Origin of the sequence: Agreia sp. Leaf244 (genome assembly GCF_001422695.1) — a bacterium.
Taxonomy (GTDB): domain Bacteria; phylum Actinomycetota; class Actinomycetes; order Actinomycetales; family Microbacteriaceae; genus Agreia.
Map to the genome: position 1 here is coordinate 742,568 of NZ_LMLX01000002.1, position 25,801 is coordinate 768,368.

Genomic DNA, 25,801 nt, shown 5'->3' on the forward strand with positions numbered 1-25,801 from the left:
AAAGGACGTTCTAGCCGAGAAGGACTGGCATGCAGAAGCAGGAAGAGCTGGTGCGCCTGACGGGCATCGTCAAGAGGTTCGGCACCTTCACCGCCAACGACCGCATCGACCTGTCCGTGAAAGCGGGCACGGTGCACGCGATCGTCGGAGAGAACGGTGCGGGCAAGTCGACCCTCATGAAGATCCTCGCCGGCGAGGAGCACCCCGATGAGGGCACGATCACGATCGCGGGCGAGCCTCGCACGTTCTCGTCGCCCCGCGACGCCCAGCGCGCCGGCATCGGCATCGTGCACCAGCACTTCCTGCTCGCCGACGCGCTCCGCGTGTGGGAGAACGTGATTCTCGCCGACGAGCCGGGCTCGGCCCTGCGGCTCGACAGCCGGGCCGCCCGTCGGAGCGTCGAGGAACTCGCCGCGACGAACGGTTTCCCGGTCGACGTGAACGCCGTCGTGCGCGAGCTCGGCGTAGGAGGCCGACAGCGCGTCGAGATCCTCAAGGTGCTCTACCGCGACGCCCGCATCATCATCCTCGACGAGCCGACGGCAGTGCTCGTTCCCAGCGAGGCGCAGTCGCTGTTCGCGGCGATGCGCGCGTTCACCGCCGAGGGTGCTGCCGTGATCTTCATCTCGCACAAGCTCGACGAGGTTCTCGACTTCGCCGACGAGATCACCGTCATCCGGGCGGGCGAGGTGGTGGGGCACCGCATCGCGTCGGAGACCAGCGCCGCCGAACTCGCCTCGCTGATGGTCAAGGTGGCCATGCCGTCGGTGAACCCCCGCTCCCTGCCGCCCGGCGACGACGTCGTGCTCTCCGCCGACAACCTCAGCGTCGGCCTCGACGGCGAGGTCGCCGCGCTCGACGACGTGTCGTTCTCCGTGCACAGCGGCGAGATCGTCGGAATAGCCGGCGTGGAGGGCAACGGACAGTCCGAACTGCTGCTCGCCCTTCTCGGCCGAACCGCCAGCACCGGCACGGTGTCGCTGGGCGGGCACGACATCAGCGCCCTCACAACCGAGCAGCGCCGCGCCCGCGGCATGGCCTACATTCCCGAAGACAGGCACAAGGACGGTCTCGTGCTGTCGATGGCCCTGCGAGAGAACGCCGCCCTCGGCTACCACTCGAGGGCTCCGATCAGACGCGGCCCGTGGTTCAGCCGCTCCGGCGCCGCAGCGGCCGCCGCCTCGATCATCGAGAAGTTCGACGTGCGCGGCGGCTCCGTCGCGAGCCTCGCCTCGTCACTCTCGGGCGGCAACCAGCAGAAATTCATCGTGGGGCGCGAACTCGGCTCGTCCCCCGACGTTCTCATCGCCGCCCACCCCACGCGCGGCGTCGATATCGGCGCCCAGTCGGCCGTCTGGACCGAACTGACCGCCGCACGCGACCGCGGCCTCGGCACGGTGCTGATCTCGGCCGACCTCGACGAGCTGCTCTCGCTCTCCGATCGGCTGCTGGTCTTCTACCGCGGTCGCATCGTCGCCGAACTCCATCCGGCAGACGTGGATGCGCAGGAGTTGGGCGAATACATGACCGGCGTCAGGCGCCAGGGCGAGGCGGCGGCATGACCCGGCGCATCCTGCTCACGATTGCCGGCCCCGTCGTATCGGTGCTGCTTGCACTGCTCGTGACCACGCTCTTCCTCACCTTCGGCGGCTACTCGGCCGCCAGCGCCTACGAGGTCATGTGGAACTACGGCATCGAGCCGGCCTCGCTCGTGTCTGCCCTGAACAACGCGGTGCCGCTCTACCTCGCCGGCATCGCGGCGGCCTTCGCCCTGCGCATGGGCCTGTTCAACATCGGTGTCGACGGCCAGTACCGCGTCGCCGCGCTGGCCGGGGCGGTCGTGGCCGCCAACCTGCCGCTGCCCCTCTACCTGCGACTGCCGATCACCCTGCTCGTGTGCTGCCTGGTCGGCGCGCTGTGGGCGCTGGTTCCGGCGCTACTGCGGGTCTACCGCGGGGTCAGCGAGGTCATCACCTCGATCCTCATGAACGCCATCGCGACCACGGTCGTCGCCATTCTGCTCGCCAACGTCTTCCGCTCGGGCGGAGGACAGAACACCGGCACGGCCATCATCGGTGCCGACGGGGCGATGCCCGCGCTCGTCGATCTCGGCATCGGCAACCGCACGTCGATCTCGGGCTTCCTCGTTCTGGCGATCGTGGTGGGCATCGTCTTCTACCTGATCCAGTACCGAACGACGTTCGGGTTCACCCTGCAGGTGGCATCGAAGTCTCCTGAGGCGGCCGAATCGGCCGGCATCAAGGTGAACCGGCGCATCATCTGGGCGATGCTCGGATCCGGTGCGATCGCCGGGCTGGTCGGTCTTCCGCATGTGCTCGGCGTCGCCTTCCGCTTCGACGGCACGCTTCCCACCGACCTGATGTTCACCGGTCTCGCCGCCGCCCTGCTCGGCCGATCGCATCCGATCGGAGTCGCCGTGGGCGCCTTCGTGCTCGCGTTCGTCGAGCGCAGCTCGCAGGTGCTCGGCCTCGTTCAGCTGCCCACCGAGGTCGGCTCCGTCTTCATGGCCGTCATCCTGCTCTCGAGCGCCATCGGCTACTGGTTCACCGACAAGGCCGATCGCCGACTCGCTCTGTGGAACGCGATCCGCAGCCGTCGCAGGGCAGGCGCACAGACCGTGGAGGCATCCTCATGACCGACAGCAATGGGGCCGCCGCCGGCCTGACCGTCGACGGCGCGACGAAGACCGTCGCCGCCGCTCCGAGCTCGCTCGCGCCCAGTCGGCGCACCCTCCGCGCCGCCGTCCGCTGGAGCCTTCTCGGTTTCGCGCTGATCGTCGTGGCGCAGTACGTGGCCGACGCCCCCGGGATCTCGGCGTCATCCACCTGGGGTTCGGCCCTGCGCCTGACCGTGCCGATCGCGGTCGTCGCCATCGGCGGCCTGTACTCCGAACGGGCGGGCATCATCAACGTCGGCCTCGAGGGCATGATGATCGGCGGCACCTGGATGGCCGGCATCTTCGGCTGGTTCTGGGGGCCGTGGGCGGCGCTCGGCGGAGGAATCGTGGGCGGCCTCGTCTTCGGCCTGCTGATGGCCGTGCTCTGCATCGAGATGGGACTCAACCAGCTCATCGTGGGCGTCTCCATCAACGTCGTGGCCGCGGCGCTCGCCCGTTTTATGTCGGACATCGTCTTCAACGGGGTCGACGGCGGCACGATCTCGCGGTCACCGCGCATCGACGGCTCGTTGCCGAACATCGGCATTCCCTTCCTCTCAGGAGGATTCGGCACTCCTGATGCGACTCGCGCCATGGAGGCGTCGGGCATCCCCGTGATCACCCAGCTGGGCGGCATCGTGGGTGGACTCACGCGTGACGTCTCACTCGCCGCGATCATCGGTCTGCTCCTTATTCCCGCGACGGCATACATCCTGTGGCGCACTCCGTTCGGACTGCGCTGGCGGGCTGCCGGCGAGCAGCCCGCCGCGCTGCAGGCCCTCGGCGGCAGCGTGCACCGAACCCGCTGGGTGGCGGTTCTCGTGGGCAGCGGCCTCGCCGGATTCGCGGGCGGCTATCTTGCCCTCATCTCGCAGGCGTACGTCGAGAACCAGACCGCGGGCAGAGGATTCATCGGTCTCGCGACGCTCATCTTCGGCAACTGGATGCCGTCGGGCGTCTTCTTGGGGTCGAGCCTGTTCGGCTTCAGCGACGCCGTCGGGCTCGGAAGGCCGGAGACGTTCAAAGCGCTGCTCTTCATCCTGGCTATCGTCTTCGTGGCGATCGGTCTCAGCCGGATGTTCGCGGGCAAGCGCCGGGGCGGACTCGCGCCGCTCCTGCTCGGCATAGCCCTCGTGCTCGTTTTCGTGTTCGTGCCGCTGCCCAGCGAGCTGCCGACCGCCGCGCCCTACCTCGTGACCCTGGCCGTCCTCGTGGTCGCGGGAACAACGATGCGACCGCCTGCCGCGCTCGGCCATCTCTTCCCGCGCAAGAACTCGCGCGGCTAGACTCACCCGTCTCCCAGAACCGTCAGCAACGCCAGAGAGAGCACCATGAACCAGCACCTTCCCGCCGTGGCCCTCTGGGACGGCACCACCGATGCCGGCATCCGCTCTCTGAGCTGGTCTCGATCGGGCGCCGACGCCGTCTTCGACGAACCCTCGCGCGCGGCCGCCGGTGAGGAGACCCCCGAGTTCAGCGTGATCCCCGGGCTCATCGACACTCACGTGCACATCGTCGGCTACGCCGGGCCGGGCACCGCCGACTTCCTCACCTGGCCGCTCATGACGCGCGTCGAGGAGCAGACCCTGCACGGCCTGTCGAACGCCCTCACGGCGATGCGCGGCGGCGTCACGACGATCCGCGATCTGTCGGCCGACGACATCCAGTTCTCGATGCGCCGCGCGATCGACGCGGGCGTCGTGACCGGGCCCCGCATGCAGGCCCATGGCATGGTGAGTATGACCGCCGGCCACGGCGACCTGTTCATTCCGCCCGCGTTCACGCAGCGCAAGCCCCTGGCCGACGGCCCCGATCAGTGCCGCCAGCTCGTGCGGCACTTCGCCAGGGCCGGTGCCGACGGGGTGAAGATCGCGACGAGCGGCGGGGTTCTCTCGGTGGGCGACAAGAGTTCGTGGCGCAACTACACGCGGGCGGAGATCGCCGTGATCGTCGACGAGGCCCACGCGCTCGGAATGCGCGTCGCGGCCCATGCACATACCGCTGACGGCATCGAGGTCGCCATCGACGAGGGCGTCGACTCGATCGAACACGGCACTCTGCTGACCGAGGCGCAGGCGTCTCGGATCGCCGCCGCCGGCATCACCGTGGCGCCCACCCTGCTCATCAACGACCGCATCGCCGCCGGCGAGAACGGCGTCTCGTCCGAGCAGGCCGACAAGGCGGCGCAGCTGATCGAGAAGAGGGATGCCGGCATGCGTGCAGCCGCCGATCTCGGGGTCGACTTCGTGCTGGGCACGGATGCGAACGGTCATCACGTGAAGTTCGGCGATCAGATGGCGGAGGTGCGGTTGATGGCGCGCGTCTTCGGCTGGACTCCAGAGCGGGCCCTGCAGGCGGCCACGTCGCGGGCGAGTCGCGCGTTGGGGCTCGAGCAGAAGCTCGGACGTATCGCTGGCGGCCAGCTCGCCGACTTCGTCGTGATGCGCGGTCGACCCTGGCAGAACCTGTCGGATCTCGACACCGCGAACATCGTGGCCGTGGTCTCGAAGGGCGAGGTCGTATCGGGAGAGCTGCCGCGCTGACTCGTCGATCGCGAGCAGTCGCGTGATGTTGTGCCCTCCTGAGGATCTCGTGCCCTCCCGCTTGGTCTCGCGCCCTTCGGGGAGGGTGTTGCCTGAGAAGGCCGTCTGCCACACTCGGAACATGCCAGACTCACAGCCTCCTGCGTTCCCCGGTGTACCCGACGATCCGAAGACTCCCGCGTCGCCCGAGGCTGTTGCATCGACAGAGGCTGTTGCATCGACAGAGGCCTCGAGCACGCCGCCGGTTCCGACGACCCCGCAGTTCTCCTCTGCCCCTCCACACTCGCCCGAGCCGTCCGCCCCGATCTCGCCGTCGGCACCGGCAGGTGCGTCTGAACCGCAGTTCTCGTCTACGCCTCCCCCGCCGTCACCTCCCGTTCCGCCGAGTTCGCCGACGCCTCCTGCACCACCTGCACCACCTGCCTACAGCAGCGCCCCGAGCGCTCCACCCGCACCGCCGTCCTACGGCAGCACTCAGTCAAACCCTCCCTCGTACGGCAGCACTCCTCCGGTCAGCGACTATGGAACGCCGCCCCCTCAGTCGCAGAGCTATCCCCCGACGAGCCAGTACTCGTCCGGACAGTACCCGTCCGGACAGTACCCGTCCGGACAAAATGCATCGGCCCAGTACCCGGCCGCACCGTATGCTCCGGGAACGATCAGCCCGAAGAAGCGTCCGGGCGGCCTCGCTCTCACGGCGGTGATCATCGGCAGTGTCGCGCTCCTCGGGTCGTTCATTCCGTTCATCAACTACATCACCGGGTTCTTCGCGTTCGTCGGCCTTGTTCTCGGAGTGATTGCGATCTTCCTCAAGGGACGCAAGAAGACGCTCGCCATCGTGGGAAGCGCCGTGTCGTTGCTCGCGCTGATCCTCTCGATCGTTCTGTCGATCGTCTACACCGGCCTGTTCTTCGACAGCGTCGATGAGGCCATCCAGAGCAACTCCCCTTCCGTCACCTCGGAGCCCGTCGAACCAGGCGACGACACGTCGACAGGTGAGCAGGGCGCCCCCTTGGCCGGCGACGTCGGATCGCGCGAGAACCCGGCTCCTCTGGGTTCGAGCGTCGCGCTCTCGCAGTTGGGCGAGCCGACCTGGCAGGTCACGGTGAACACCCCCACTCTGAACGCCGATGCCGCGGTCGCCGCCGAGAACTCCTTCAGCGACACCGCTCCCGCAGGAACGTCGTTCGCACTGCTTCCCATTACCACCACGTACGTCGGATCGGAGACCGGCTACCCCGCCTATGTACAGGTGGGCTTCGAGGCGGCCGACGGCACCATGTACAACCAGTACGACGCCATCGCCATCGCACCCGGCGGCATCGATGCGGTCGCCGAGCTCGCTCCCGGCGCATCCGCATCGGGCAACATCGCGGTCGCGATTCCGACCACCGGGGTCGAGCAGGGCCTGTGGGTCGTGTCGAGCCTCGACGGAACGAAGTTCTACTTCGCGGCTCAGTAGCACCTCGTTCTCTGAGCAGGTCGAAGGGCGTCTCGACAGGCTCGACGCACGGGGTGTCGACGGGTCTCGCGTCTCGACAAGCTCGACGAACGGGTGCCGAAGGGGCTCGCGTCTCGACACGCTCGACGAACGGGGTCACCATGGTCTGCTTGTTCGTTGGTGTCCGGCGGGCCTCGGTGTTCGGTTCGGGTCTTGCCAGCTCGGTGGTCTGACGTGCGGTTTGCCGTGGATCATGACGAGTTGCCATGCCGAGGTGTGGATGGTGGCGTGGTGGAACGGACACAACAACGCGAGGTTGTCGATGTCGGTCCGTCCGGGCGGATAGTCCTCACTCACCCACGGGGTCACATGGTGCGCCTGGCACCGTGACGGTGGAGCGGCGCAGCCGGGGATGACGCATCCTCCGTCGCGGGCAGCGAGTGCTCTGCGTTGCCTTCGGGTGGCCAACCGTTTCGTCTTGCCGTGATGAAGAACCTCGCCGTGGTCACCGAAGACAGTGGTGATCGTGTCGCCATGGCAGCGGAGCTGGTCCACCGTGCTGATGGGGATGGGTTCGGTACTGCCGTCGATCCACGCGGCCCCGCGCCCGGATTCGAGGTCGTCGAGGGTGACGTGCACGTTCACGGTCGGCGCCGCCCCGTTCAGCAGCGACGCTGCCGGCGAGACGGCGGCCATTTCGAGGAGGGTCATGACCGCGTCGAGGAGATTCTGCTCCGCCGTGCGCGAGTCGACGATTGCGTGGTCGCCTGAAGTGTCGCCCAGTGTTGCGGGTTCGCGGGGAGATGGGGCGTCGACGGTCGGCGCCGTGTCCGCTGGAGGGGTGACCGTCTGACTATCGGCCGTCTGGCCGTCAACCGTGTGTGCGGGCTCATGGCGAGAATCGGTCGTGTCCGGTGCGTGCAGCCCTGGAGTTGAAGCTTCGGGAGTGCGCGGGCTGAGGATCGAGTCGACCGCGGCCAGGAACACTCCGAGTTGCAGAGGTGGGAGCGCGTAACGGCCTCTCGCCATGCCATCGGCGCCCACTTTCGGGTAGCTGAACCCGCGCAGCGACTGCTTCACGGCGTCGCGGGGCTCGGCGCCGTCGGGGTCGAGGTGTTCCCGGAAACGGATCGCAAGCCGGCCGATCTCCTCGACCGTGTACCGCCTCGGCACCCTCCACAAGGCGTCCGCGTCGCCTGTACCGCCGCTCTCGTCGACGCCCGCATCCTTGTCCGTGAGCCCGTCGGCATCTATGTCCGAGTCGGTATCGGCTTCCGTGTCTGCGACGGTGGCGATCGCCGCGGCGACCAGATGCCGTTCGGCCCGGTCGGTGTCATCAGACCAGCCGGTGCGGTTCACCACCTCGGACAGGGTGCGACAGATCACCGCGGCCGTATCGACACCGACACGGCCGGCGAAGAACGCCTCCTCCACAACCGGGAAGAAACTCGGATTCGGGGTTCCCGAGATCGAGATCGACGACCGCAACCGCTGACCCAGGCCGATGCGGGTCGCCGCGGTGCGCTCGGAGATGTTCGTGGTCGCGGCGAGGAGCTTTCGCGCCGAAGGGAACCCGTGACGGTAGGCAAGACCGGCGGTGTCGAGTTCACGGCGTGACTCGTTCGCGACTTCGGCCGCCACCCAGGTTCGGGCCGCGTCACCGGCTCGACCGATCTCCTCCCACGCATGAGCTGCCGCGAGCAGCGCGCCACCGGGATCGGCACTCGACCCGGCACCGGTGTTCACGGCTGCCCGGTTCTCGTCGAGGAGCTCACGAAGGCGCTCGGCGATGTCGCCGAGGGATGCGTCGTGGAGGTCCATACGAGAAGTCAAACAGTAGCCACCGACATTGGGTCGGCAGGGGCATTCAATACTTGATCAGGGGATATTGGTGTGGATAACTTGGCCAGAAGGGGGGCTGTGGAGGAGAGGAGCGAGGCGAGCTCGGGCGGCCCTTCGACAGGCTCAGGGAACGGCGGCCCTTCGACAAGCTCAGGGAACGGGTGGCCCTTCGACAGGCTCAGGGAACGGTGGCCCCTTCGACAAGCTCAGGGAACGGGCCCCTTCGACAAGCTCAGGGAACGGCGGGGCGCACAGCCGCGCCTCGTCAGCCATCGCGCCCGAAAGCGCGACACGGCCACGGGTGCGGTTCTATGGTGGTGCACACAGTGTTTTTCCGATCCATCGAAAGGAAATCTCTCATGTCGTCACCCCAGCCCGTCGTCTTCATCCATGGCCTGTGGGTGCACGCATCCAGTTGGCAGCCCTGGATCGAGCTGTTCGAAAACGAGGGCTACACGGCCGTGGCCCCCCTCTGGCCGGGCGAACACGACACCGTCGAGAGTTCGCGCGCGCATCCCGACGACGCGGCCGACAAGGGCATCGACGATGTCGTCGAGCACTTTCAGGGCATCGTCGATTCGTTCGACGTGCAGCCCATTCTCATCGGGCACTCGTTCGGTGGGCTCATCGTCGAGAAGCTGCTGGGCCAGGGCTACGGCGCCGCGGGCGTGGCCATCGACCCGGCGCAGATCAAGGGAGTGCTCCCCCTCCCTCTCAATCAGCTGCGGTCGTCGTTCCCCGTCCTCGGCAATCCAGGCAACCTGCACAAGGCCGTGTCGCTCACCCACGAGCAGTGGCGTTTCGGCTTCGGCAACGCCCTCACCGAGGAGGAGTCGTCGGCGCTCTGGAACGCCTGGAACATCCCCTCACCCGCAAGACCCCTCTTCCAGGCCGCGGTCGCGAACTTCACGCTGCACTCCGAGGCGAAGGTCGCCACCGACAACGACGACCGCGCACCCCTGCTTCTCATCGCCGGCGGCAAGGACCACACCGTGCCCGAGACCCTCGTCGACGCGACCCTCGCCCAGTACCGCAACTCGAACGCGGTGACCGAGCTCATCACCTTCTCCGACCGCGGCCACTCCCTCACCATCGACCACGGCTGGAACCAGCTCGCCACCGAGATCCTCGTCTGGCTCCGCCAGCAGTCGCTCGGCCAGTAAGCCGGATGCCCACGGCCGGGCAATCCGAATACCCACGGCCGGGCAAGACGTCCGGGGAAGCAGGATGCCCACGGCCCGGTCTCACAGACGGGCCAGGATGCCTGCGGCTAGGCCTGCTCGGGCGCCGGCAATGACGCCTCGCCCGCCAGCGACAAGGTCAGCACCGCCTCGGTGATGTACGGACTCTTTTCGATCTCGAGCGCCGCCAGCCGCAGATCCTCGGCCACATCCCCCTCCCGGTCGTTGCCCACGAGGTCGACGGCGGCCACGAGGTAGAACTCCTCGGGGCCGACGAACTCGAGGTGCAGGTAGGTGACCCGCTCCACCTCGGGAGCCGCGAGCAGCGCCGTGAGAACGATCTTCTCGATCTCGTCGTCGGCGACCTGACCCACAAGAAAACGGCGGTTGCGGTCGATCAGAACCAACGCGACCACACCGAGCAGCAGCCCGACCAGGATCGATCCGGCGGCGTCGTAGACCGCATTGCCGGTGAGCTGGTGCAGAAGAATGCCGAGGAACGCGATGACGAGACCCGAGAGCGCCGCCGCGTCTTCGAAGAACACGGCGCGGAGGGTGGTGTTCGACGTGTCGAGCACATGGTGCAGCGTTCCGACCCTCCGTCGCAGCGCGGCGGAGCGCGCCTGCCGCAGTGCCTGGAGGAACGAAATCCCCTCGAGAACCAGGGCGACGCCCAGAACGATGTAGTTGATGGTGTAGTCGGCGTCGCGTTCGGGCTCGAAGAGCTGCTGCACGCCGTGCATCACCGAGACGACGGCGCCGACGGTGAAGAGTCCGAATGCCGCGAAGAGCGACCAGACGTACGCCTCCTTGCCGTAGCCGCGCGGATGGTCCTCGTCGCGCGCGCGGTCGGAGCGTCGCTCGGCGATGAACAGGAACACCTCGTTGCCCGTGTCGGCCCAGGAGTGCGCCGATTCGGCGACCATCGACGCGGAGCCCGTGAGCACCGCCGCGATCGTCTTGGCTACGGCCACCAGCGCGTTGGCGCCGAATGCGACCAGCACGGTGAGGGTGCTGTCCTGCTTCTTTTCTGCGGAGGCTTCTGCGGAGCCGCCTGCCGAGGCTCCCGCCGGGGGTGTCGTGGTCACAGGCCAACGATGCCACAGCGCCGATCGTTCTGCTGGGCGGGATCGTCCGAGTCTGTACCCCCAACAGGGGATGTCGCCGAGTGTGCATCGCCGGGTGAACGGTGCAATGCTTGAGACCCGTGAATTCGTCCAAACGATCAGGCACCGCAGAGCCCTCGGCGGCGAGCGTGGAACTCGACCGCCTCCTCGCTACCGGACTCCTCCGCACGAGCTTCGAGCCGATCTTCGATCTCGACTCCATGTCGGTCATCGCATACGGAACGGCAGCCCAGGGCCCTCCCGGCTCTCCGCTCGACTCCCCCACTGCGCTGCGGGCTGCGGCGGCCGACAGCGACCGATTGGCGGAGGTCGACAGTGCCGGACGGATCGCCGCGATGAAGACCGCGGAGCGAGCCGGCCTGTCGTTGCCCCGGAGCCTGTTTTTCCACGCCGAGCCGGAGACGATTCACGCGCTGTCCCTCGACGACACGGCCCGCGCTCGACCGATGGTCCTCGAGATCCGCGGGCACAACCTCGCCACAGCCGATCTGGTCGCCCTGCTGAAGTCCATTGTCGACATCCGCGACCAGGGCTGGGCGATCGCCCTCACCGAAGTCTGCGTCGACGCTCACGCCCTGGCCCTGCTTCCCATCATCGCGCCCGACGTCATCGACGTCGATCTTCGACTCATCGGCGGCCTGCCCGACCAGCACGTCGCATCCATCGTCAGCGCCATCTCTGCTTACGCCGAGGCGACCGGATGCCTCGTGCTCGCGACGGGCGTCGAGAACGAGGGGCATCTCACCACGGCTCGGGCCCTCGGCGCGACGCTCGGTCGAGGATCGTTCTTCGGAGTCCCGGGCAGGCTGCCGAATACTCTGCCCTGGCTCTCGGGAGTGCGTCCGGCGCCGGCGGGTCGCCTCGCAGGTCTTCGGCAGGACACGCCCTTCTCCGTGGCGGCGGAGCGTCGCGAGACGCGACCGTCTCACCGCGACCTGCTTCTCGAGATCAGCCTGTTCCTCGAGGCGCGAGCCGCGCAGGAGAACGGGTCGGCCGTCGTCCTCGGAACGTTCCAGCACCGCGAGAACTTCGACGAGCGGGCCGTGGAACGGTACTACCCGCTGGCCGACACAGCCGCCTTCGTCGGAGTGTTCGGCCACGGCTTCGACCTACTGACGCTCAGCGACGCGGTGTACGCGGTCGAGCTCGACAAGGAGGATCCTCTGGTGGCGGAGTGGAACGTGGTGGTGATCTCGCCCGACTTCGCCGCCACCCTGACCGCACGCCAGGTGGGCGAGCCATCCCCATCGAACGACGATTTCGAGTTCATCCTCACCCACGACCGTCGTCTCACCATCGAGGCGGCGCGCACCCTCGTGGCACGGCTCTAGGCAGCCGATTCCTCAGGTTCCTCAGGCGTTGCGGCGATTCATCGACGGCGCAAGGCTCTCGAGCACGGCGCGGGCATTGTCCTCCGCCGTCAGGTCCCTGGCGTCGGCGAAGAACCGCACGGCGTCCTCGGCGCGGGCGCGTGCCTCGGTGTCTCGACCGTCTTTGTCGGCGTGGCCGGCGAGCAGCAGAGCGGCCCGTCCCGCATAGCGCGCATCGTCCGTGGCCTCGGCCAAGCGGTGGAGCACGAGGGCGAGCTGCGCACTCGCGCTGCGATCCGGCCGGTCGAGTTCTGCCGTGGCCCGCATGTACAGGGCGAACATCAGCGCGTCGAGGATCACATCGAGCGACGATTCGACCGGCCCGAGAACCGGAAGGCTGGGTCCCTTCGCCGTGTGGAGCCGAAGCTGCCACTCATCGTCGACGACCTGCAGAACAGCGGAGTGCGGTGAGCCGGTGCCCAGATCGAATTCTCCGATGTCGTCGCCGGAGAGCGGGCGCCAGCCGAGTTCGGTGGAGTGACGCGACAGCCATCCTGCGACGGAGCGCACAGCATCGTTCACCGGTTCCACTGATCCCGCCCCTTTCCCTACCGACTCTAATCTCGCATGCGACGCCCGCGCGATGCCGCATGCGTTGGAACTTCGAGTTCCATGATGATCGATCAGACCTGCAATAGTCAGGGTGGTACCTTGATGCGGGGATACGCGAGTGAAGGAGAAGGCGTGGGCGTGGTTCGAAAATGGGTCTTCCCCGTCTTGCGCATCCTGCTGATCGCAGCGATCGCCGTGGCTCTGGGAAAGCTCGCCTTCTTCCCCGACAAGACAGAAGACGTGTCGGCCGTTCCCACCGGGGAGATCGTCGAACCGGTCATTCCCGTCGCTCTGGGCACCATCGTGAACGATGTCGTCGTTCAGGCGACCGTCTCGGCAGACCCCGCAACGCCCCTCAAGTCCACAGCCGCTGGCACCGTCGACGAGATCTTCTTCGCCCAGGGCTCGACGGTCGCCGCGGGCGACGTCGTCTTCGACGTCAAGGTCGAGATCGTGCGCGCGCCCGAAGACATGATCGACGAGGAAGGCAAGACCAAGCCCCCGATCTACCGCTACGAGCAGGTCATCGCGCCGGCGGCGGGCGTGCTCAGCTCGCTGAGCGTCATCTCCAAACAAGACGTGACGATCGGCATGACGGCCGGGCAGATCGCCCCGCCCACGTTCTCGGTCTCGGGCTCGCTGCAGCCCGAGCAGCGCTACCGGCTGGTCGATCAGCCGACGGATGCGTCGATCGCCATCACCGGCGGACCCGCGGCTTTCACCTGCACGGGCCTGCGCATCACCACTCCCCTCGCCGGCAGCGAGGGCGGCGGCGGATCGACCGGCGGCGACACGACCGGCGCAGCCGGAGCATCCGGAACCGGCGGCGGAGGCGGCGGCTCGACCACCACCGTGAGCTGCCCCATCCCCGGCGACGTCACCGTCTTCTCCGGGCTCGCAGCCCAGATGACCATTGCGGGGGGCAAGGCCGAGAACGTCCTCGTCGTGCCGACCACCGCGGTGCGCGGTGCCGCGCAGAGCGGAACCGTCTGGCTGTCGCTGGCCGACGGCACCACCGAGGAGCGCGCCGTCGGCCTCGGCCTCAACGACGGGAGCCAGGTGGAGATCACCGGCGGCCTGGTGGAGGGCGACCAGATTCTGCAGTTCGCGCCGGGCGCGTTGGCCGACCCCGCAGGCTGCCCGCCGGGAGCGGTCGACTGCGGCGCGGTCTCAGTGAGGTGAGCCTGCTCGAACTGCGCGACGTCACGCGCACGGTGATCCCACCCGACCAGCCGGCCCTGACGATCCTGAACGGCGTCGACCTCACGGTCGAGCCGGGCGACCGCATCTCGATCGTGGGCCGCTCGGGCTCGGGCAAATCCACGCTCCTCAACCTTCTCGGTCTGCTCGACATGCCGACGAGCGGCCTCCTCACCTTCGACGAGAAGCCGGTCAAGTCCTACTCGGGAGCGGCCCGCGACCGGGTGCGGGGAGCGCAGATCGGCTTCGTGTTCCAGCAGTTCAACCTGCTCCCGGGCAGAACCGCGCTCGAGAACGTGGCCATGCCCCTGCTCTATGCCGAGGGCAAGGCGTTCTGGCGCCGAAAGAAGCTCGCGGCCGAGATGCTCGAGGAGGTCGGCCTCGGAAACCGCATGGACAGCATGCCCGACCGGCTCTCCGGCGGCGAGCAGCAGCGCGTCGCCATCGCCCGCTCCCTCGTGCGCGGACCCCGCCTGATCCTGGCAGACGAGCCCACGGGCGCGCTCGACCTCGACACCGGCAGCTCGGTGATGCAGCTCATCGACGACGTCGCCACCCGAACGGGCGCCGCCCTCGTCACGATCACGCACGACCCTGCCATCGCGAGCCGGGCCCGCGACCACTTCCGACTCGACCGGGGCGTGCTCACGCGAGTCGACGAGGTCGAGCTCGCGACGGCATCCGAGGCCCTCTCGTGAGGCGTGCGTTCACCAGCCTGGTCGGGGCGGTCATCGAGGCGTGGCAGGAGCTGCGCGTGCACCGCACACGCGTGCTGCTCTCGCTCATCGGAGTCGCCGTCGCCGTGTGCTCCCTGACCACCGTCGTCGCCCTCGGCGGCATCGTGCAGCAGGCCAACGAGGAGCTCAGCGAGAGGCAGAGCGGGCGGCCCGCCTCCCTCTACGTCTCGGCCTACAGCAATGACGGGGCCCCGGTCGATTCGAGCACGATGGATGCGACGTGGACCGAGACGCTGGCACGGTACGACATCGACTACGGCAGCCGGGTGCTGCAGACCACGCAGGCGGTTCCCTTCACCACCGGCGTCGTGCAGGTGCAGACGCAGGCCGTCGACCAGCCCTACGGCGAGATGCATCGGGTGCGCCTCACCGAGGGCGCCTGGTTCGGCCCCGACGACGACGCCCTGCTCGCACCGACCCTCGTGGTGAACCAGATCTTCTGGGAGCGGCTCGGCAGCCCCGACCTGCTCACGCACCCGACCGTCGAGCTCGGCGCCCAGGGCGGCAGGCCGGGCACCACGGCCGTGATCGTGGGCGTCTACCCGGTGGCCAGCTACGAGACCGAACCGGCGATGTTCATGCTGGTCGACCACCTCGCGGCGATGAAGGCCGCCAGCTCCACGGTGGCTGTCGAGGATCCGTATGCCGGCTCGACCCAGTACGAGATGTGGGTTCCCCCGGCGATCTCCGATCAGCTCATGGAGATCGTGAAACGTGACTTCTCGTCTGCGCTCGCGACCCCCGGTGGCGGAACCGGCGGCATCCAGGTCGACGTCTACCGCCAGGACTATGCCCAGTACGGCGACGACCCCTTTCTCGTGACCAAACTGGTCGTGGGCGGAATCGCCGTGCTCGTGCTGCTGCTCGGTGCGCTCGGACTCGTGAACATCGCCCTCGTCACGGTCAAGCAGCGCGTGCGGGAGATCGGCATCAGACGCAGTTTCGGCGCGACGGCCGGGCGCGTGTTCTTCGCCGTGATGATGGAGAGCGTGGTGGCCACGATCGCCGCCGGAGCGGTCGGCGTGATCGCGGCCATCCTGGTCGTGCAGAACCCGTTCACCATGAACCTCGTGGGCCAGGGGCTCGTCAGCGACTTCCCTCCGTTCCCTGCCGAAGCCGCGCTGCTCGGCCTCGTGGCGGCCACCGCGGTGGGCGCACTCGCGGGCCTGCTGCCCGCCCTCGTGGCCGTGCGGGTGAAGGTGATCGACGCCATCCGCTACTGAGCCGGCCCGCTAGCCCGTCGCGCTCGCCGTCGAGGCGCCGCCCAGCTTCCAGTGGTCGGCGATGAGCTGCAGCCCCTGCTCGAACACGTACGCCCACGTCGTGGCGTCGTGCGCGCTGCCCTGCGCCTCGATGTAGGTCGAGGTCATGCCGGCGGCCTGCGCGTCGGCATAGATCGCCTTCACCTGCGGCAGGAACGCCTCGTCGTTCGAGCCCACACCGAAGACCGCGAACGTGTCGTCGTAGGGTCCGTGCTGCTGCATGATCGCCGCGGGATAGGCGGCCTCGTAGCGGGCGAGGCTGCCTCCGAACGCCGCGTCGGCCGTCTTCTGCGGGTCGCCGATGCGCGGATACGCCTCTCCCGACGCGTCGAGGATCACGCCGAAGAGATTCGGGAAGGCGGCTCCGAGCTGGATGGAGCACGTTCCTCCCTGCGACAGCCCACCGATTCCCCAGTAGTGCGGATCGTCGATGACGTTGAGGTTCGCCTTGATCCAGGTGGGCACGTCGACCGTGAGGTAGCTCTGCGAGTTGCCGAGCGGCGAGTCGACGCACATCGGGTTCTCCGTGGGGTCGCCGAGCTGATCGGGCGAGACCACGATCGGTGCGAGGCCGTCGTGAGCCGCTGCGTAGGCGTCGAGGCTCGCCTCCAGCTTGTCGGTGATGAGCGGATCCTGCGGGCTGCCCGGCTGGCCCGACATCATGATGAGCACCGGCAGCTTCGGCGGATCGGTGGTGAGTGCCGCGGGCGGAAGATAGACGATGGCCGGCCGTGCCGGAAAGCCCGATTCGGATGCCGGGATCGTCACCGTCGTCAGGGTTCCGGTCTTCGGCATGGTCGCCGGCGCCACCCACGCGTCGAGCGACGACGGCGACGCCGAGGGCGTGGTCGCGGGCAGGGGCTGCGCGGATTCGTCCTCGATCGCACTGATGCCGAGCGCGCTGCGCACCGTGGGGTACTGGCCGAAGTCGACGTTCACGGCCATCGCCGTGGTGAGCACGAACAGAACGAGCGCGAGCGCCGACGCGACCACGCGCATCCAGGATGCGCGTCGCATCGAGACGATCGCCACGCCGAAGGCGGCGAACCCCGCGGCGATCCATACACGCACGACGGGGGTCAGGTCGGCGCCGAAGAGGTCGAGGCGGTCGGAGAGGAGCCAGGTCAGCCCGAGTCCGAGGAGCGCGCCCGCCGCTGCCGAGACCGCGACCGCCGTGAGCCAGCGACGCCGCGTCCACCGGCGGCCGGGCCGACGGGCCACGAGCAGCACGACCGCCGCGAGCGCGAGCGCGTAGACGGCGACGAGCACCGGACCCTCAGTGATGCCCAGGTCAAGAAGCCGGTTCACGATGCACCTCCTGTGTCGCCTTCGGTCTCAGATCCCTCAACAGCCTGCTCACCTGCAGCACCGACAGCTGCGGAAGGTAGCACCGGCCGATGGCCGCTCCTACCGCCGGGAGGTCGGTGGTGTCGGGGTAGATCAGCCAGAGGGGAACGAACTGCGGCTGGAACTTCTTCTTGAAATTCAGCAGCGAGCGGAACCCGTAGGCCGGTTCGAGCGACCGGCCGACGTAGTCGAGCAGCTGGGCCACGACGCTCGCACGCACCTCGAGCTGTGACGACTCGGGGGCTGCGTTCGCGAGCGGGGCGCCCGACAGGCTCAGCAGGTCCATTCCGTCGCTCTTCGCCTGCTCGACGGCCGCGGCGATCACGAACTCCATCGTTCCGTTGGCGGCATCCGGGCGGCGCCGCATGAAGTCGAGGGTGTACCCGCAGACCCGCGGCCCCTGCGCCCCGTCCTGGGTGGCGTACAGCGGCAGCCAGCTCGTGACGGCGACGATCGTGCCGTCTGCGTCGACCGCCAGCATCAGGCGCACGGCCGGATCGGCGAGTTCGTCGATGCCGCCGAGAGTGAAGCCCATCTCGGGCAGATTCTTCTCGGCGACCCAGGCCTCGGAGATGGCCTGCAGCTGAGACCTCTGCAGCAGCGACAGGTCCTTCCACGACGTCCACTGAGCCTGCACGCCGGCGCGCGCCGCCTTGTTCACGGCCGTGCGGATGTCCTGCCACTTCTTGCCGGTCGGGTTCCAGTCGCGGGGGCGCAGCACGGCCTCCTCCGCCACCTTGAGTCGCTGCCAGCGCAGGGCGGCGAAGGTGTCGAGCGCGTCGTCGTCGACCCCGTAGAACGTCGCGGTCCAGCCGTGGTCCCCGCAGAAGCGCACGAACCTCTCGACGACGCGCGGGTCGGCGAAGGCGGGGCCGAACGGGCCGCCGACCGCCACCGCGACGAAGCCCTGCACCCTGTAGGCCACGGCGGCATCGACCTCGGGATCGAACCAGTAGGAGTTGCCCGACCAGGTCGACATGAACGACATGGTGTGCCCGCCGCCCCTGGTCAGAATCGCTCGGGCGCGCACTCGGTCGTCATCGCCGGCCACGGAGGTGCGGCTGAAGACGAGCAGACAGGATGCGACGACGACCGCAGCCCAGAACAGGGTCGACGGCAGGTGCCACAGCGCGATCGCCCCGCGCATCGACGGAACGAACGCCAGTCCGTCGGAGGCCACGAAGGTCGGAGGAACGAGGCGCAGCGGCAGTGCGCGGAGGAGGTCGAGAACATCCACCGTCGGCGTGAACTGGTCCCTGATGGCCAGCGATCCGAGGACCGACAGCAGGGCGGCGCCGACGAGCGCGCTCCCCGCGATCACGAAGAACCGCCTGACGCTCGAGGCGGAGGTGCGCACGTCGACATGCCTGCGCAGCAGAATCAGCAGCAGGGCGCTCGCCAACGGCAGGATCGCGCAGAGCGCGCTCCCCGTGAGGGTCTGCCAGATGTAGGGGTCGACCTCCTGGTTCGACTCCTCGGCGATCATCGTCATCGTCTCGGGCTGGATCACCACGAAGACCGCCACCATCACCGCAGACATCATGAGGTGGATGCCCACCGCCAGCCACAGGGCTGCCCGTCGGCCCCGCAGAATTCCCCACGCGGCGACGACGCCCACGGCGACGGGCAGGAGCGCGATCAGGGCGCCGCGGGGGTGGTGCTCGTCGACCGCAAGAAGTCCGTAGATCGACAGCAGCCCGCTGCCCGAGCCGATCAGTGCCGCCACGACCGGGCCGATCGCGCCGACGGCGACCACCGTCGCCAGCAGGGTGCGGATCTCGTGGTGCGAGCTGCGCACCAGCCGGAACCTCGAGCGCGAACCGCCGAGCACGAAGCCGAGCACGAGCCCGACGGGCACGGCGACGAGCGAGTAGAAGTCTCCCGCCCCGCCGGAGTACAGGAAGAACGTGACGGCGAAGAACGACGCGCCCAGCCGCATCCGGCGACGCCAGAGGGCCGAGGCGAACGAGCTGGCGGCCATGGCCGTGCAGATGACGCCCGTCGCGGGAGACAGTGCGTCGATGGAGGGGGCGTTGAGCGGCAGGAATCCCAGGTAGGTGCTCTCGACCCAGCTGAGGGCGAAGCCGATGAGACCGGATGCGGCGCTGCCCGCGACGTAGGCGACGACGGTGCGCCAGCTGCCCATGAGCCGCTCGGCGGCGCCCACAACCGCCACGATGAACGGAACGACGAAGATCAGCGCGCCGCCACCGTCGACGGCGAGGAAGGCGGTGATCAGGCCCCACCAGCGGTGGTGCCGGAAGACGTCGTCCTGGCCCGTGGCCAGCAGCTGCCAGCCCCAGTCGTAGGTGCTGGAGGCGAACCCGACGATGCTCAGCACGATCACGACGATGCAGCACAGCACCGTCACGGGCCGACGGAGCATCCAACGAACAACAAGCACGACTACCTCAGATCACGGGCACGCACACCACCAGCGCCGGTGAAGAGTATCGAGGCGAAGTGAGGAAAAACCCTCTCTGGCCCAATGCATGAGAAACCCGAAGCGAAGGCTCGGCTCGCGCTCTGCGATCTGTCAGGATCGGCTACTTGGCCTTGCCCTTGTCGTCGCCACCCTTGCCCGGGTTCTCGTTGCCGTTGCCGTTGTTGCCAGCGCCGTTGCCCGTGCCGTTGTCGCCGGGTCCCGGCGGGGTGACGGGTTCGGATGTGACGCCGGGCTCGGATGTGACGCCGGGCTCGGGCGCAGATGGCTCGGGCTGTCCGGGGGTCGGTTCGACCGGCTCCTGCTCGGCCGGATCCGTGACGCTCACCGGCTCCTCGCTGGAGGGGTCGTCGCCCGTGGTCGAATCCTCTTCGGGCGCGGCGGGCGCCTCGGAGGTCGACGGGGTCGTCGCCGGAATCGGCGACGAGTCGGCGCCCATAAGCGATGTCACGACCAGAACAGCCCCGACGATCGCCGCAGCACCGAGACCGGCCAGAAGCAGTCCCCATCGGCGCGATCGGGGAGAACGGGGTGGCGGACCCGACGCCGCCGTCGCTCCGAAAGCGACCGTGGGCAGGTCGGACGCCGTGGGAAAAGCAACCGTGGGCAGGCCAGACGCCGTGGGCAGGCCAGACGCCGTCATCACCCGGGTCGCCGTGGCTTCGACGGCAGGCACGTCGGACATCGTCATCGCCCGGGTCGACGCCGTCGACTCGGCCGCGGCCACCCCTTCGGACCGAAGGTCATGCGACGCGGTCACCACCTCGAGCGCGGTCGGACGCTCCTGCGGGTCGCGCGCGGTCATCGCCGTCAGGAGCGACTTCCACCCGTAGCCGAGCGAGCCGGGAATGTCGGGGTCCTGCGTCAGCCTGGCGAGCGCGGCTTCGTGCACGACCGGCTGACCGAAGACGCGCTCGCCCGTGAGAGCCTCGAGCAGCACCAGGCCGAGCGAATAGATGTCGGACGGCGGCGCGGGTTCGGAGCCCCTCACCTGTTCCGGGCTGAGGTAGGCAGCCGTGCCGAGCAGGGTTCCCGGGGTGGTCAGGCGCGACGACCCGACCAGATGAGCGATGCCGAAGTCGGCCAGAGTGGCCGTGAACTCCTCTCCCGGAGTCAGCGACCGACGCAGCAGCACGTTCGCCGGCTTGATGTCGCGGTGCACGACGCCCGCGCTGTGCACCACGTGCAGGGCCTCGCCCAGGTCGCGGGCCATTCGTGCCGCATCCACCGCTGAGACGGGGCCATCCGCGATGCGCGTTCGCAGGGTCGGGCCGTCGACGTACTCCATCACGAGGTACGCATCTCCGTCGCCGTCGATGCGAGCGTCGTACAGCGTGACGAGCGAGGGGTGGTTCAGCGCGGCGAGGAGGCGGGTCTCCGACGTCTTGCGGCCGAGATCGGCAGCTTCGGAGTCGCGGAAAAGCTTGACCGCGACCGTGCGCCCCAGGGTCTCGTCGGTCGCCCGGTAAACGACGCCCATGCCGCCGGACCCCACGCGCGACTCGAGGCGGTAGCGGCCGCCGAGCAGAGGATTCGACGGAAGCCGGCCGTCGCTCGAACCGTCTGCCATATCGGGTGCGCTCAGACCAGCGGGTCGCTGTCGCGCGTGCTGCGGGTGACCTGTTCGCCGCTTGCAGGATCGACGGCCGAGCGGGTCGTCGACGTCGTCTGGCGGCGGCGCAGCATAAAGACGAGGCTGATCAGGAACACGACGACGCCGGCGCCCATCAGGATGTACCCGATCAGGCTGAGGTTGACGACGCCACCGAGGTCGATGTTCACCGCGAACGCCAGCACGGCTCCGATGACGACCAGTGCGATTCCGCTTCCGATACCCATGGGTATTCCTTTCGATCTGCGCTGGCGCGAGGTGTTCGCATCAGCGCACGGCACGTCGCTCGATCCGGGTGTGGATCAGAGCCGTCGAACCGATTCGCCCATGTCTACCACTCTCGGAGCGGCGGCGATCGGGGCTTGAAGCGGCGTCGTGACTAGTAGTAAGCAGCGTCAGCTCGACCCTGCGACGACCGCGGCGACCGCGGCGAGCGCCGCATCGAGCGTGGCGGCCGCCGCCGCACCGTCGACGCGCACGATGGCCATCGACGCGAAGACCAGCCCGGTCACGGTCGTCGTCAGCATGTCGGCGGCCCCACGGCCGAGCTCGGGCCGGCGGGCGGCGACACCGGATGCGACGGCCGCGCGGAGGTCGTCGCAGTACCGCGTGACGACCGCCAGCAGCGCGGCCTCATGCCCCAGCGACGAGCCCGTGGCGTTCAGCAGCAGGCATCCGTTCTTCGCCAAGGCTGTCTTGTTGTCGACCATCGCCTGCCGAAGACCCTGCAGGTAGGCCTCGAGCGCGTCGGGCGCGACCTCGGGCGCACGCAGCGGCGCCAGGCGCGGTCGCACCACGTCGTCGAGATACGACTCCACGGCGGCGTCGAAGAGGCCCCGCTTGCTCGTGAACGAGTGGTAGATGCTCGACCGGTTGAGGCCGGTCGCCTCCTCGAGGTCGGGCAGGGAGGTGTCCTCGTAGCCGCGGCTCCAGAAGACACCGCGCGCGGCGCGCGCCACATCGACCTCTGCGAACGAACGCGTTCTTCCCATGACCCGGCTCCTTTCGACCTGACGATGGCTACGACCTGACAATCGCGGTCGATTGAGTCTATAGTGAAACGGTCAGTTCAAAAAAAGGACCTCATCATGATCATCGCCGCCGTCGTGCTCGCCGCACTCGCCGCCGCCCTGCACGTCTACATCTTCTTTATGGAGTCTCTGGCGTGGGACGGCCCGGCCGCCCGCAAGACGTTCGGACCGGCATCCACCGCAGAGGTCGAGGCGACCCGCTCGCTCGCCTACAACCAGGGCTTCTACAACCTCTTCCTCGCGATCGTCACGGTCATCGGCATCGTGTTCGTTCTCGTGAGCACCTCGCCGGTCGGCCCCGCGCTCATGCTGGTCGGCACAGGCTCGATGCTCGCGGCCGCGGCCGTGCTGTTCCTCTCCACGCCGTCGAAGCGGTCCGCCGCGATCCGGCAGGGCGGAATCCCCCTTCTCGCGGTGATCGCAACGATCATCGCCCTCGCCGTCTGACGCCATCCACCACAACCAGCTCTGCATCACAACCAGCTCTCCATCACCACCGGCGCTGCATCGTCAGCGCCAGAACCACAGAAAGTCGAGATCATCATGCGCGCCCTCATCCACAACGAATTCGGAGACCCCGCAGAGGTTCTTGCCGTCGAGACCGTCGCCACCCCGGAGCCCGGCGCCGGTGAGGTGCGCGTGCGCACCCTTCTGAGCCCCATCCACAACCACGACCTGTGGACGATCCGCGGCACCTACGGGTTCAAGCCCGAGCTGCCCGCCCGGGCCGGAACAGAGGCCGTGGGCGTCATCGATGCGCTCGGCGAGGGCGTGACCGGCCTCGAGATCGGCCAGCGCGTGGCCACGGGCGGCACCTTCGGCGTGTGGGCCGAGTACTTCATCGCCAAGGCCGCCGGCCTCATCCCCGTCGGCGATGCGATCTCCGACGAGGTCGCCGCGCAGCTCGTGTCGATGCCGTTCAGCGCCATCAGCCTGCTCGACACCCTCCACCTGGCCGAGGGCGACTGGCTCGTTCAGAACGCCGCCAACGGTGCGGTCGGTCGACTCGTGGCCCAGCTCGCCGCAGCCCGGGGCATCAACGTGCTCGGCCTGGTTCGCCGTGCGGCCGGTGTCGACGAGTTGAAGGCCCAGGGCATCGGCAACGTCGTCGCCACCGACACCGAGGGATGGCGCGACGCGGTCGACGAGATCACCTCGGGTGCCGCGATCACGGTCGGCGTCGACTCGGTCGGAGGATCGGCCGCCGGCGACATCGTGTCGCTGCTCGCCGAGAACGGCCGACTCGTGGTCTTCGGCGCGATGAACTCCCCCGTCATGGAGATCCCTTCCGGCCCCGTCATCTTCAAGAGCATCTCGGTCTCGGGATTCTGGGGCTCGAAGGTCATGGGCGGCATGGACGGCGCGAAGCGCGCCGCCCTGCTCGGCGAGCTCGTCACGCGCATCGGCGACGGCTCGCTGACGCTTCCCGTCGAGGAGATCTACTCCTTCGACCAGGCCCGCGAGGCGGCTGCCGCGAACTTCGTCGCGGGCCGCGGAGGCAAGGTGCTGCTGCGCCCGTAGCCGGCCCGTCCTGTTCAACAGGACGAATCGTTCCGGCTGCGGCGTGGCGCCCGTCGACACGCCGCAGCTCGACAATTCGTCCTGTTGAACGGATCCGCTACTCCGCCTCGACGACCGTTTTTGACGTCGTCAGGGTCGGGGTGTAGAGCAGTTCGGAGATGCGGCGGCGGTCCATCGCCGCCACCTGCAGGGTGCCGCCGTCGACCTCGACGCTGTCTCCCACAACAGCGAGCCGGCCGAGCCGCTCGACGACGAAGCCCGCCACGGTGTCGGATGCCGCGGGCGGCAGGGTCACGCCCGTCGCCTCCTCGAAGTCCTGGAAGTTGAGCCGCCCGTCGACCGAGCCGCCCTGCTCCATCATGGCCGCGGCCGCCGTCTCGGTGTCGTACTCGTCGAAGATCTCGCCCACGATCTCCTCGACGAGGTCTTCGAGGGTGACGATGCCGTCTGTTCCGCCGTATTCGTCGAAGACGACCGCGATCTGGTCGCCGGATGCGCGCAGGCCCGTGAGGGTCGGCAGCACTCGGGCGGTCGACGGAATGTAGGGAATGGGTCGCATCAGCTCGCGCAGCCCGGTCGACGAACTCGACGCCTCGTACAGGTCGCGCACGTGCACGAAGCCGACGATGTCGTCGATCGATGCGTCGACGACCGGAAACCGCGAGTACGGCAGCGCGCGCACCGACTCGAGCGCGTCGGCGATCGAATCGTCGACGGTCAGCGCCACGACCTCGGGGCGGGGCCGCATGATCTCGCTCACCTGCCGGTCGCGCAGCGAGAGCACATCGTCGAGCATGCGCCGCTCGTCGTCGGGCAGGCCCTCGTGGCTGGTCACGATCTCGCGCAGCTCCTCGTCGGAGAGCTTGTCGCCCGTCTTGTTCGGGTCGCCGCCGAGCAGCCGCACGACAGCGTTCGTCGACACCGACAGCAGCCAGATCACCGGCCGCATCAGGGTGGCGAAACCGCCGAGCACGGGCGCGACGGCGTACGAGAACCGGGCGTTGTGCTGGATGGCGAGCCGCTTGGGCACGAGCTCCCCGAGCACCAGCGACAAGTAGGCGATGAGCAGGGTCAGAATGATCGTGGCGGTGGTCGAGGCGGCCGCCGCCGTCAGGCCGAGGTTCTCGAGCAGCGGCGTGACCGACGGAGCGATCGACGACGCCCCGTAGGCCGCCGACGCGAAGCCGGCGACGGTCACACCGATCTGCACGGCCGAGAGGAAGGTGTTCGGATTGCGGGCCAGCCCTGCAACGGTCGTTCCGCGCCTGCCTCGCTGGGCTATCGCGTTGATCTGGCTCTCGCGCAGGGTCACCAGTGCCATCTCGGTGGCGGCGAAGACGCCGCCCACGAGAACGAAGACGATGACGAGAACGACGCTGACGACGAGTTCGCCGTTCATCGACGGACCTCCGCCGCCTGATCAGGGTGCACGCCCGGGGTCACCCGGGCGCTGGATCGGTGATGGTCGGATTTACTCGCAGACGATGTCATGCCCACGAGCATAGGGATCGCACCTCGGAGAACCCCCACAGTCGCACGGGAATCAGACGGGCCCGCCGCTGTGGATACGGCGGATCTCGACGCCGCCATCGGTGGAGCGCACGCCGGGATTGGAGCGCGCGATCTCCGTCGCCGCCTCTATGCTTGCCGCCTCGATCACGTAGAAGCCCGCGACGACCTGGGGCAGGTCGAGGAACGGGCCCGGCCTTGCGCCGTTCACGTCGATCGACACCGCGTCGGAACGCGACGTGAACGCGTAGGCCAGCGTCATCGCGCCGGATTCCGCGAGCTCGTCGGCGTGCCGGTCGTTCTCGTCGCCCGCCGCGGTCGTGCTGCCGGCGTGCCGACCGGAATCGTCGGAGTAGATCAATACGGCGAACTGCGCCATAGCGGTTCCTCTCTCGCACGTCGATTC

At 68.4% G+C, this 25,801-nt stretch carries 22 protein-coding genes; 12 read left to right on the top strand and 10 right to left on the bottom strand.

Going from position 1 to position 25,801, the window contains the following annotated elements:
* Nucleotides 1–29: 29 nt before the first annotated feature.
* The 5 genes from ASF06_RS08295 (at nucleotide 30) to ASF06_RS08315 (ending at nucleotide 6,682) form a co-directional block, all read left to right on the top strand.
* Nucleotides 30–1,562, top strand: coding sequence for an ABC transporter ATP-binding protein (locus ASF06_RS08295; RefSeq protein WP_055945486.1), 1,533 nt, complete (start codon nucleotides 30–32; stop codon nucleotides 1,560–1,562).
* Complete coding sequence (locus ASF06_RS08300) at nucleotides 1,559–2,656, top strand: ABC transporter permease (RefSeq protein WP_055926387.1); 1,098 nt, start codon at nucleotides 1,559–1,561, stop codon at nucleotides 2,654–2,656. Before ASF06_RS08295 ends, ASF06_RS08300 begins: the two co-directional genes overlap by 4 nt.
* The gene (locus ASF06_RS08305; protein ID WP_055945488.1) at nucleotides 2,653–3,963 is read left to right on the top strand and encodes an ABC transporter permease; all 1,311 of its coding nucleotides are present in this window, start codon (nucleotides 2,653–2,655) and stop codon (nucleotides 3,961–3,963) included. Before ASF06_RS08300 ends, ASF06_RS08305 begins: the two co-directional genes overlap by 4 nt.
* A gap of 45 nt (nucleotides 3,964–4,008) precedes the next feature.
* Nucleotides 4,009–5,220, top strand: coding sequence for a metal-dependent hydrolase family protein (locus ASF06_RS08310; RefSeq protein WP_055945490.1), 1,212 nt, complete (start codon nucleotides 4,009–4,011; stop codon nucleotides 5,218–5,220).
* A 700-nt stretch (nucleotides 5,221–5,920) separates the two neighbouring features.
* Complete coding sequence (locus ASF06_RS08315; RefSeq protein WP_055945492.1) at nucleotides 5,921–6,682, top strand: hypothetical protein; 762 nt, start codon at nucleotides 5,921–5,923, stop codon at nucleotides 6,680–6,682.
* A gap of 135 nt (nucleotides 6,683–6,817) precedes the next feature.
* Here ASF06_RS08315 and ASF06_RS08320 read toward each other — a convergent pair whose 3' ends face one another.
* Nucleotides 6,818–8,482: an HNH endonuclease signature motif containing protein gene (locus ASF06_RS08320; RefSeq protein WP_055945494.1), complete on the bottom strand. Its 1,665-nt coding sequence runs from the start codon at nucleotides 8,480–8,482 to the stop codon at nucleotides 6,818–6,820.
* A 380-nt stretch (nucleotides 8,483–8,862) separates the two neighbouring features.
* Here ASF06_RS08320 and ASF06_RS08325 point away from each other — a divergent pair, with 380 nt between their 5' ends.
* The gene (locus ASF06_RS08325; protein WP_055945496.1) at nucleotides 8,863–9,666 is read left to right on the top strand and encodes an alpha/beta hydrolase; all 804 of its coding nucleotides are present in this window, start codon (nucleotides 8,863–8,865) and stop codon (nucleotides 9,664–9,666) included.
* A gap of 107 nt (nucleotides 9,667–9,773) precedes the next feature.
* Here the strand turns inward: ASF06_RS08325 and ASF06_RS08330 are convergent, their stop codons facing one another.
* Nucleotides 9,774–10,772 (bottom strand): cation diffusion facilitator family transporter, encoded by a 999-nt coding sequence (locus ASF06_RS08330; RefSeq protein ID WP_082500788.1) that lies wholly within the window; start codon nucleotides 10,770–10,772, stop codon nucleotides 9,774–9,776.
* A 167-nt stretch (nucleotides 10,773–10,939) separates the two neighbouring features.
* Here ASF06_RS08330 and ASF06_RS08335 point away from each other — a divergent pair, with 167 nt between their 5' ends.
* Nucleotides 10,940–12,142 (top strand): EAL domain-containing protein, encoded by a 1,203-nt coding sequence (locus ASF06_RS08335; RefSeq protein ID WP_055945497.1) that lies wholly within the window; start codon nucleotides 10,940–10,942, stop codon nucleotides 12,140–12,142.
* A gap of 21 nt (nucleotides 12,143–12,163) precedes the next feature.
* Here the strand turns inward: ASF06_RS08335 and ASF06_RS08340 are convergent, their stop codons facing one another.
* Complete coding sequence (locus tag ASF06_RS08340) at nucleotides 12,164–12,712, bottom strand: hypothetical protein (protein WP_157439121.1); 549 nt, start codon at nucleotides 12,710–12,712, stop codon at nucleotides 12,164–12,166.
* A 159-nt stretch (nucleotides 12,713–12,871) separates the two neighbouring features.
* Between ASF06_RS08340 and ASF06_RS08345 the strand changes: the two genes are divergently transcribed.
* Genes ASF06_RS08345 through ASF06_RS08355 form a run of 3 tightly spaced genes read left to right on the top strand, consistent with a single transcriptional unit; the run spans nucleotide 12,872 to nucleotide 15,893 of the window.
* Nucleotides 12,872–13,915, top strand: a complete 1,044-nt coding sequence (locus ASF06_RS08345) for an efflux RND transporter periplasmic adaptor subunit (protein WP_200920337.1) — start codon at nucleotides 12,872–12,874, stop codon at nucleotides 13,913–13,915.
* Nucleotides 13,912–14,631 (top strand): ABC transporter ATP-binding protein, encoded by a 720-nt coding sequence (locus ASF06_RS08350; protein WP_055945504.1) that lies wholly within the window; start codon nucleotides 13,912–13,914, stop codon nucleotides 14,629–14,631. Before ASF06_RS08345 ends, ASF06_RS08350 begins: the two co-directional genes overlap by 4 nt.
* On the top strand, nucleotides 14,628–15,893 hold the full coding sequence (locus ASF06_RS08355; RefSeq protein ID WP_235500943.1) for an ABC transporter permease: 1,266 nt from the start codon (nucleotides 14,628–14,630) through the stop codon (nucleotides 15,891–15,893). The genes ASF06_RS08350 and ASF06_RS08355 overlap by 4 nt, the downstream gene beginning before the upstream one ends.
* Nucleotides 15,894–15,902: 9 nt before the next feature.
* On the opposite strand, the gene ASF06_RS08360 is transcribed toward ASF06_RS08355, so the two are convergent.
* From ASF06_RS08360 to ASF06_RS08380, 5 genes are all read right to left on the bottom strand, one after another.
* Nucleotides 15,903–17,240 carry an alpha/beta hydrolase gene (locus ASF06_RS08360; RefSeq protein ID WP_055945508.1) on the bottom strand — a complete coding sequence of 446 codons (1,338 nt, stop codon included), beginning with the start codon at nucleotides 17,238–17,240 and terminating at the stop codon, nucleotides 15,903–15,905.
* Nucleotides 17,224–19,683 (bottom strand): DUF2156 domain-containing protein, encoded by a 2,460-nt coding sequence (locus tag ASF06_RS08365; RefSeq protein ID WP_157439122.1) that lies wholly within the window; start codon nucleotides 19,681–19,683, stop codon nucleotides 17,224–17,226. Before ASF06_RS08365 ends, ASF06_RS08360 begins: the two co-directional genes overlap by 17 nt.
* Before the next feature lie 142 nt (nucleotides 19,684–19,825).
* Entirely contained in the window at nucleotides 19,826–21,292 is a 1,467-nt protein-coding gene (locus ASF06_RS08370) for a serine/threonine-protein kinase (RefSeq protein WP_055945513.1), read from the bottom strand.
* Between the two features lie 11 nt (nucleotides 21,293–21,303).
* A complete protein-coding gene (locus ASF06_RS08375; protein ID WP_055945516.1) occupies nucleotides 21,304–21,561 on the bottom strand; it encodes a DUF6458 family protein in 258 nt (85 codons plus the stop codon).
* A 168-nt stretch (nucleotides 21,562–21,729) separates the two neighbouring features.
* On the bottom strand, nucleotides 21,730–22,326 hold the full coding sequence (locus ASF06_RS08380; RefSeq protein WP_055945518.1) for a TetR/AcrR family transcriptional regulator: 597 nt from the start codon (nucleotides 22,324–22,326) through the stop codon (nucleotides 21,730–21,732).
* A gap of 96 nt (nucleotides 22,327–22,422) precedes the next feature.
* Here ASF06_RS08380 and ASF06_RS08385 point away from each other — a divergent pair, with 96 nt between their 5' ends.
* Both ASF06_RS08385 and ASF06_RS08390 read left to right on the top strand, forming a co-directional pair.
* Nucleotides 22,423–22,812 carry a DUF1304 domain-containing protein gene (locus ASF06_RS08385; RefSeq protein ID WP_055926335.1) on the top strand — a complete coding sequence of 130 codons (390 nt, stop codon included), beginning with the start codon at nucleotides 22,423–22,425 and terminating at the stop codon, nucleotides 22,810–22,812.
* Nucleotides 22,813–22,908: 96 nt separating this feature from the next.
* Entirely contained in the window at nucleotides 22,909–23,886 is a 978-nt protein-coding gene (locus ASF06_RS08390; protein WP_055945520.1) for a zinc-binding dehydrogenase, read from the top strand.
* A 97-nt stretch (nucleotides 23,887–23,983) separates the two neighbouring features.
* Here ASF06_RS08390 and ASF06_RS08395 read toward each other — a convergent pair whose 3' ends face one another.
* Nucleotides 23,984–25,285, bottom strand: a complete 1,302-nt coding sequence (locus tag ASF06_RS08395) for a hemolysin family protein (protein ID WP_055945522.1) — start codon at nucleotides 25,283–25,285, stop codon at nucleotides 23,984–23,986.
* Between the two features lie 144 nt (nucleotides 25,286–25,429).
* Nucleotides 25,430–25,774: a YciI family protein gene (locus ASF06_RS08400; protein WP_055945524.1), complete on the bottom strand. Its 345-nt coding sequence runs from the start codon at nucleotides 25,772–25,774 to the stop codon at nucleotides 25,430–25,432.
* Nucleotides 25,775–25,801: the final 27 nt, after the last annotated feature.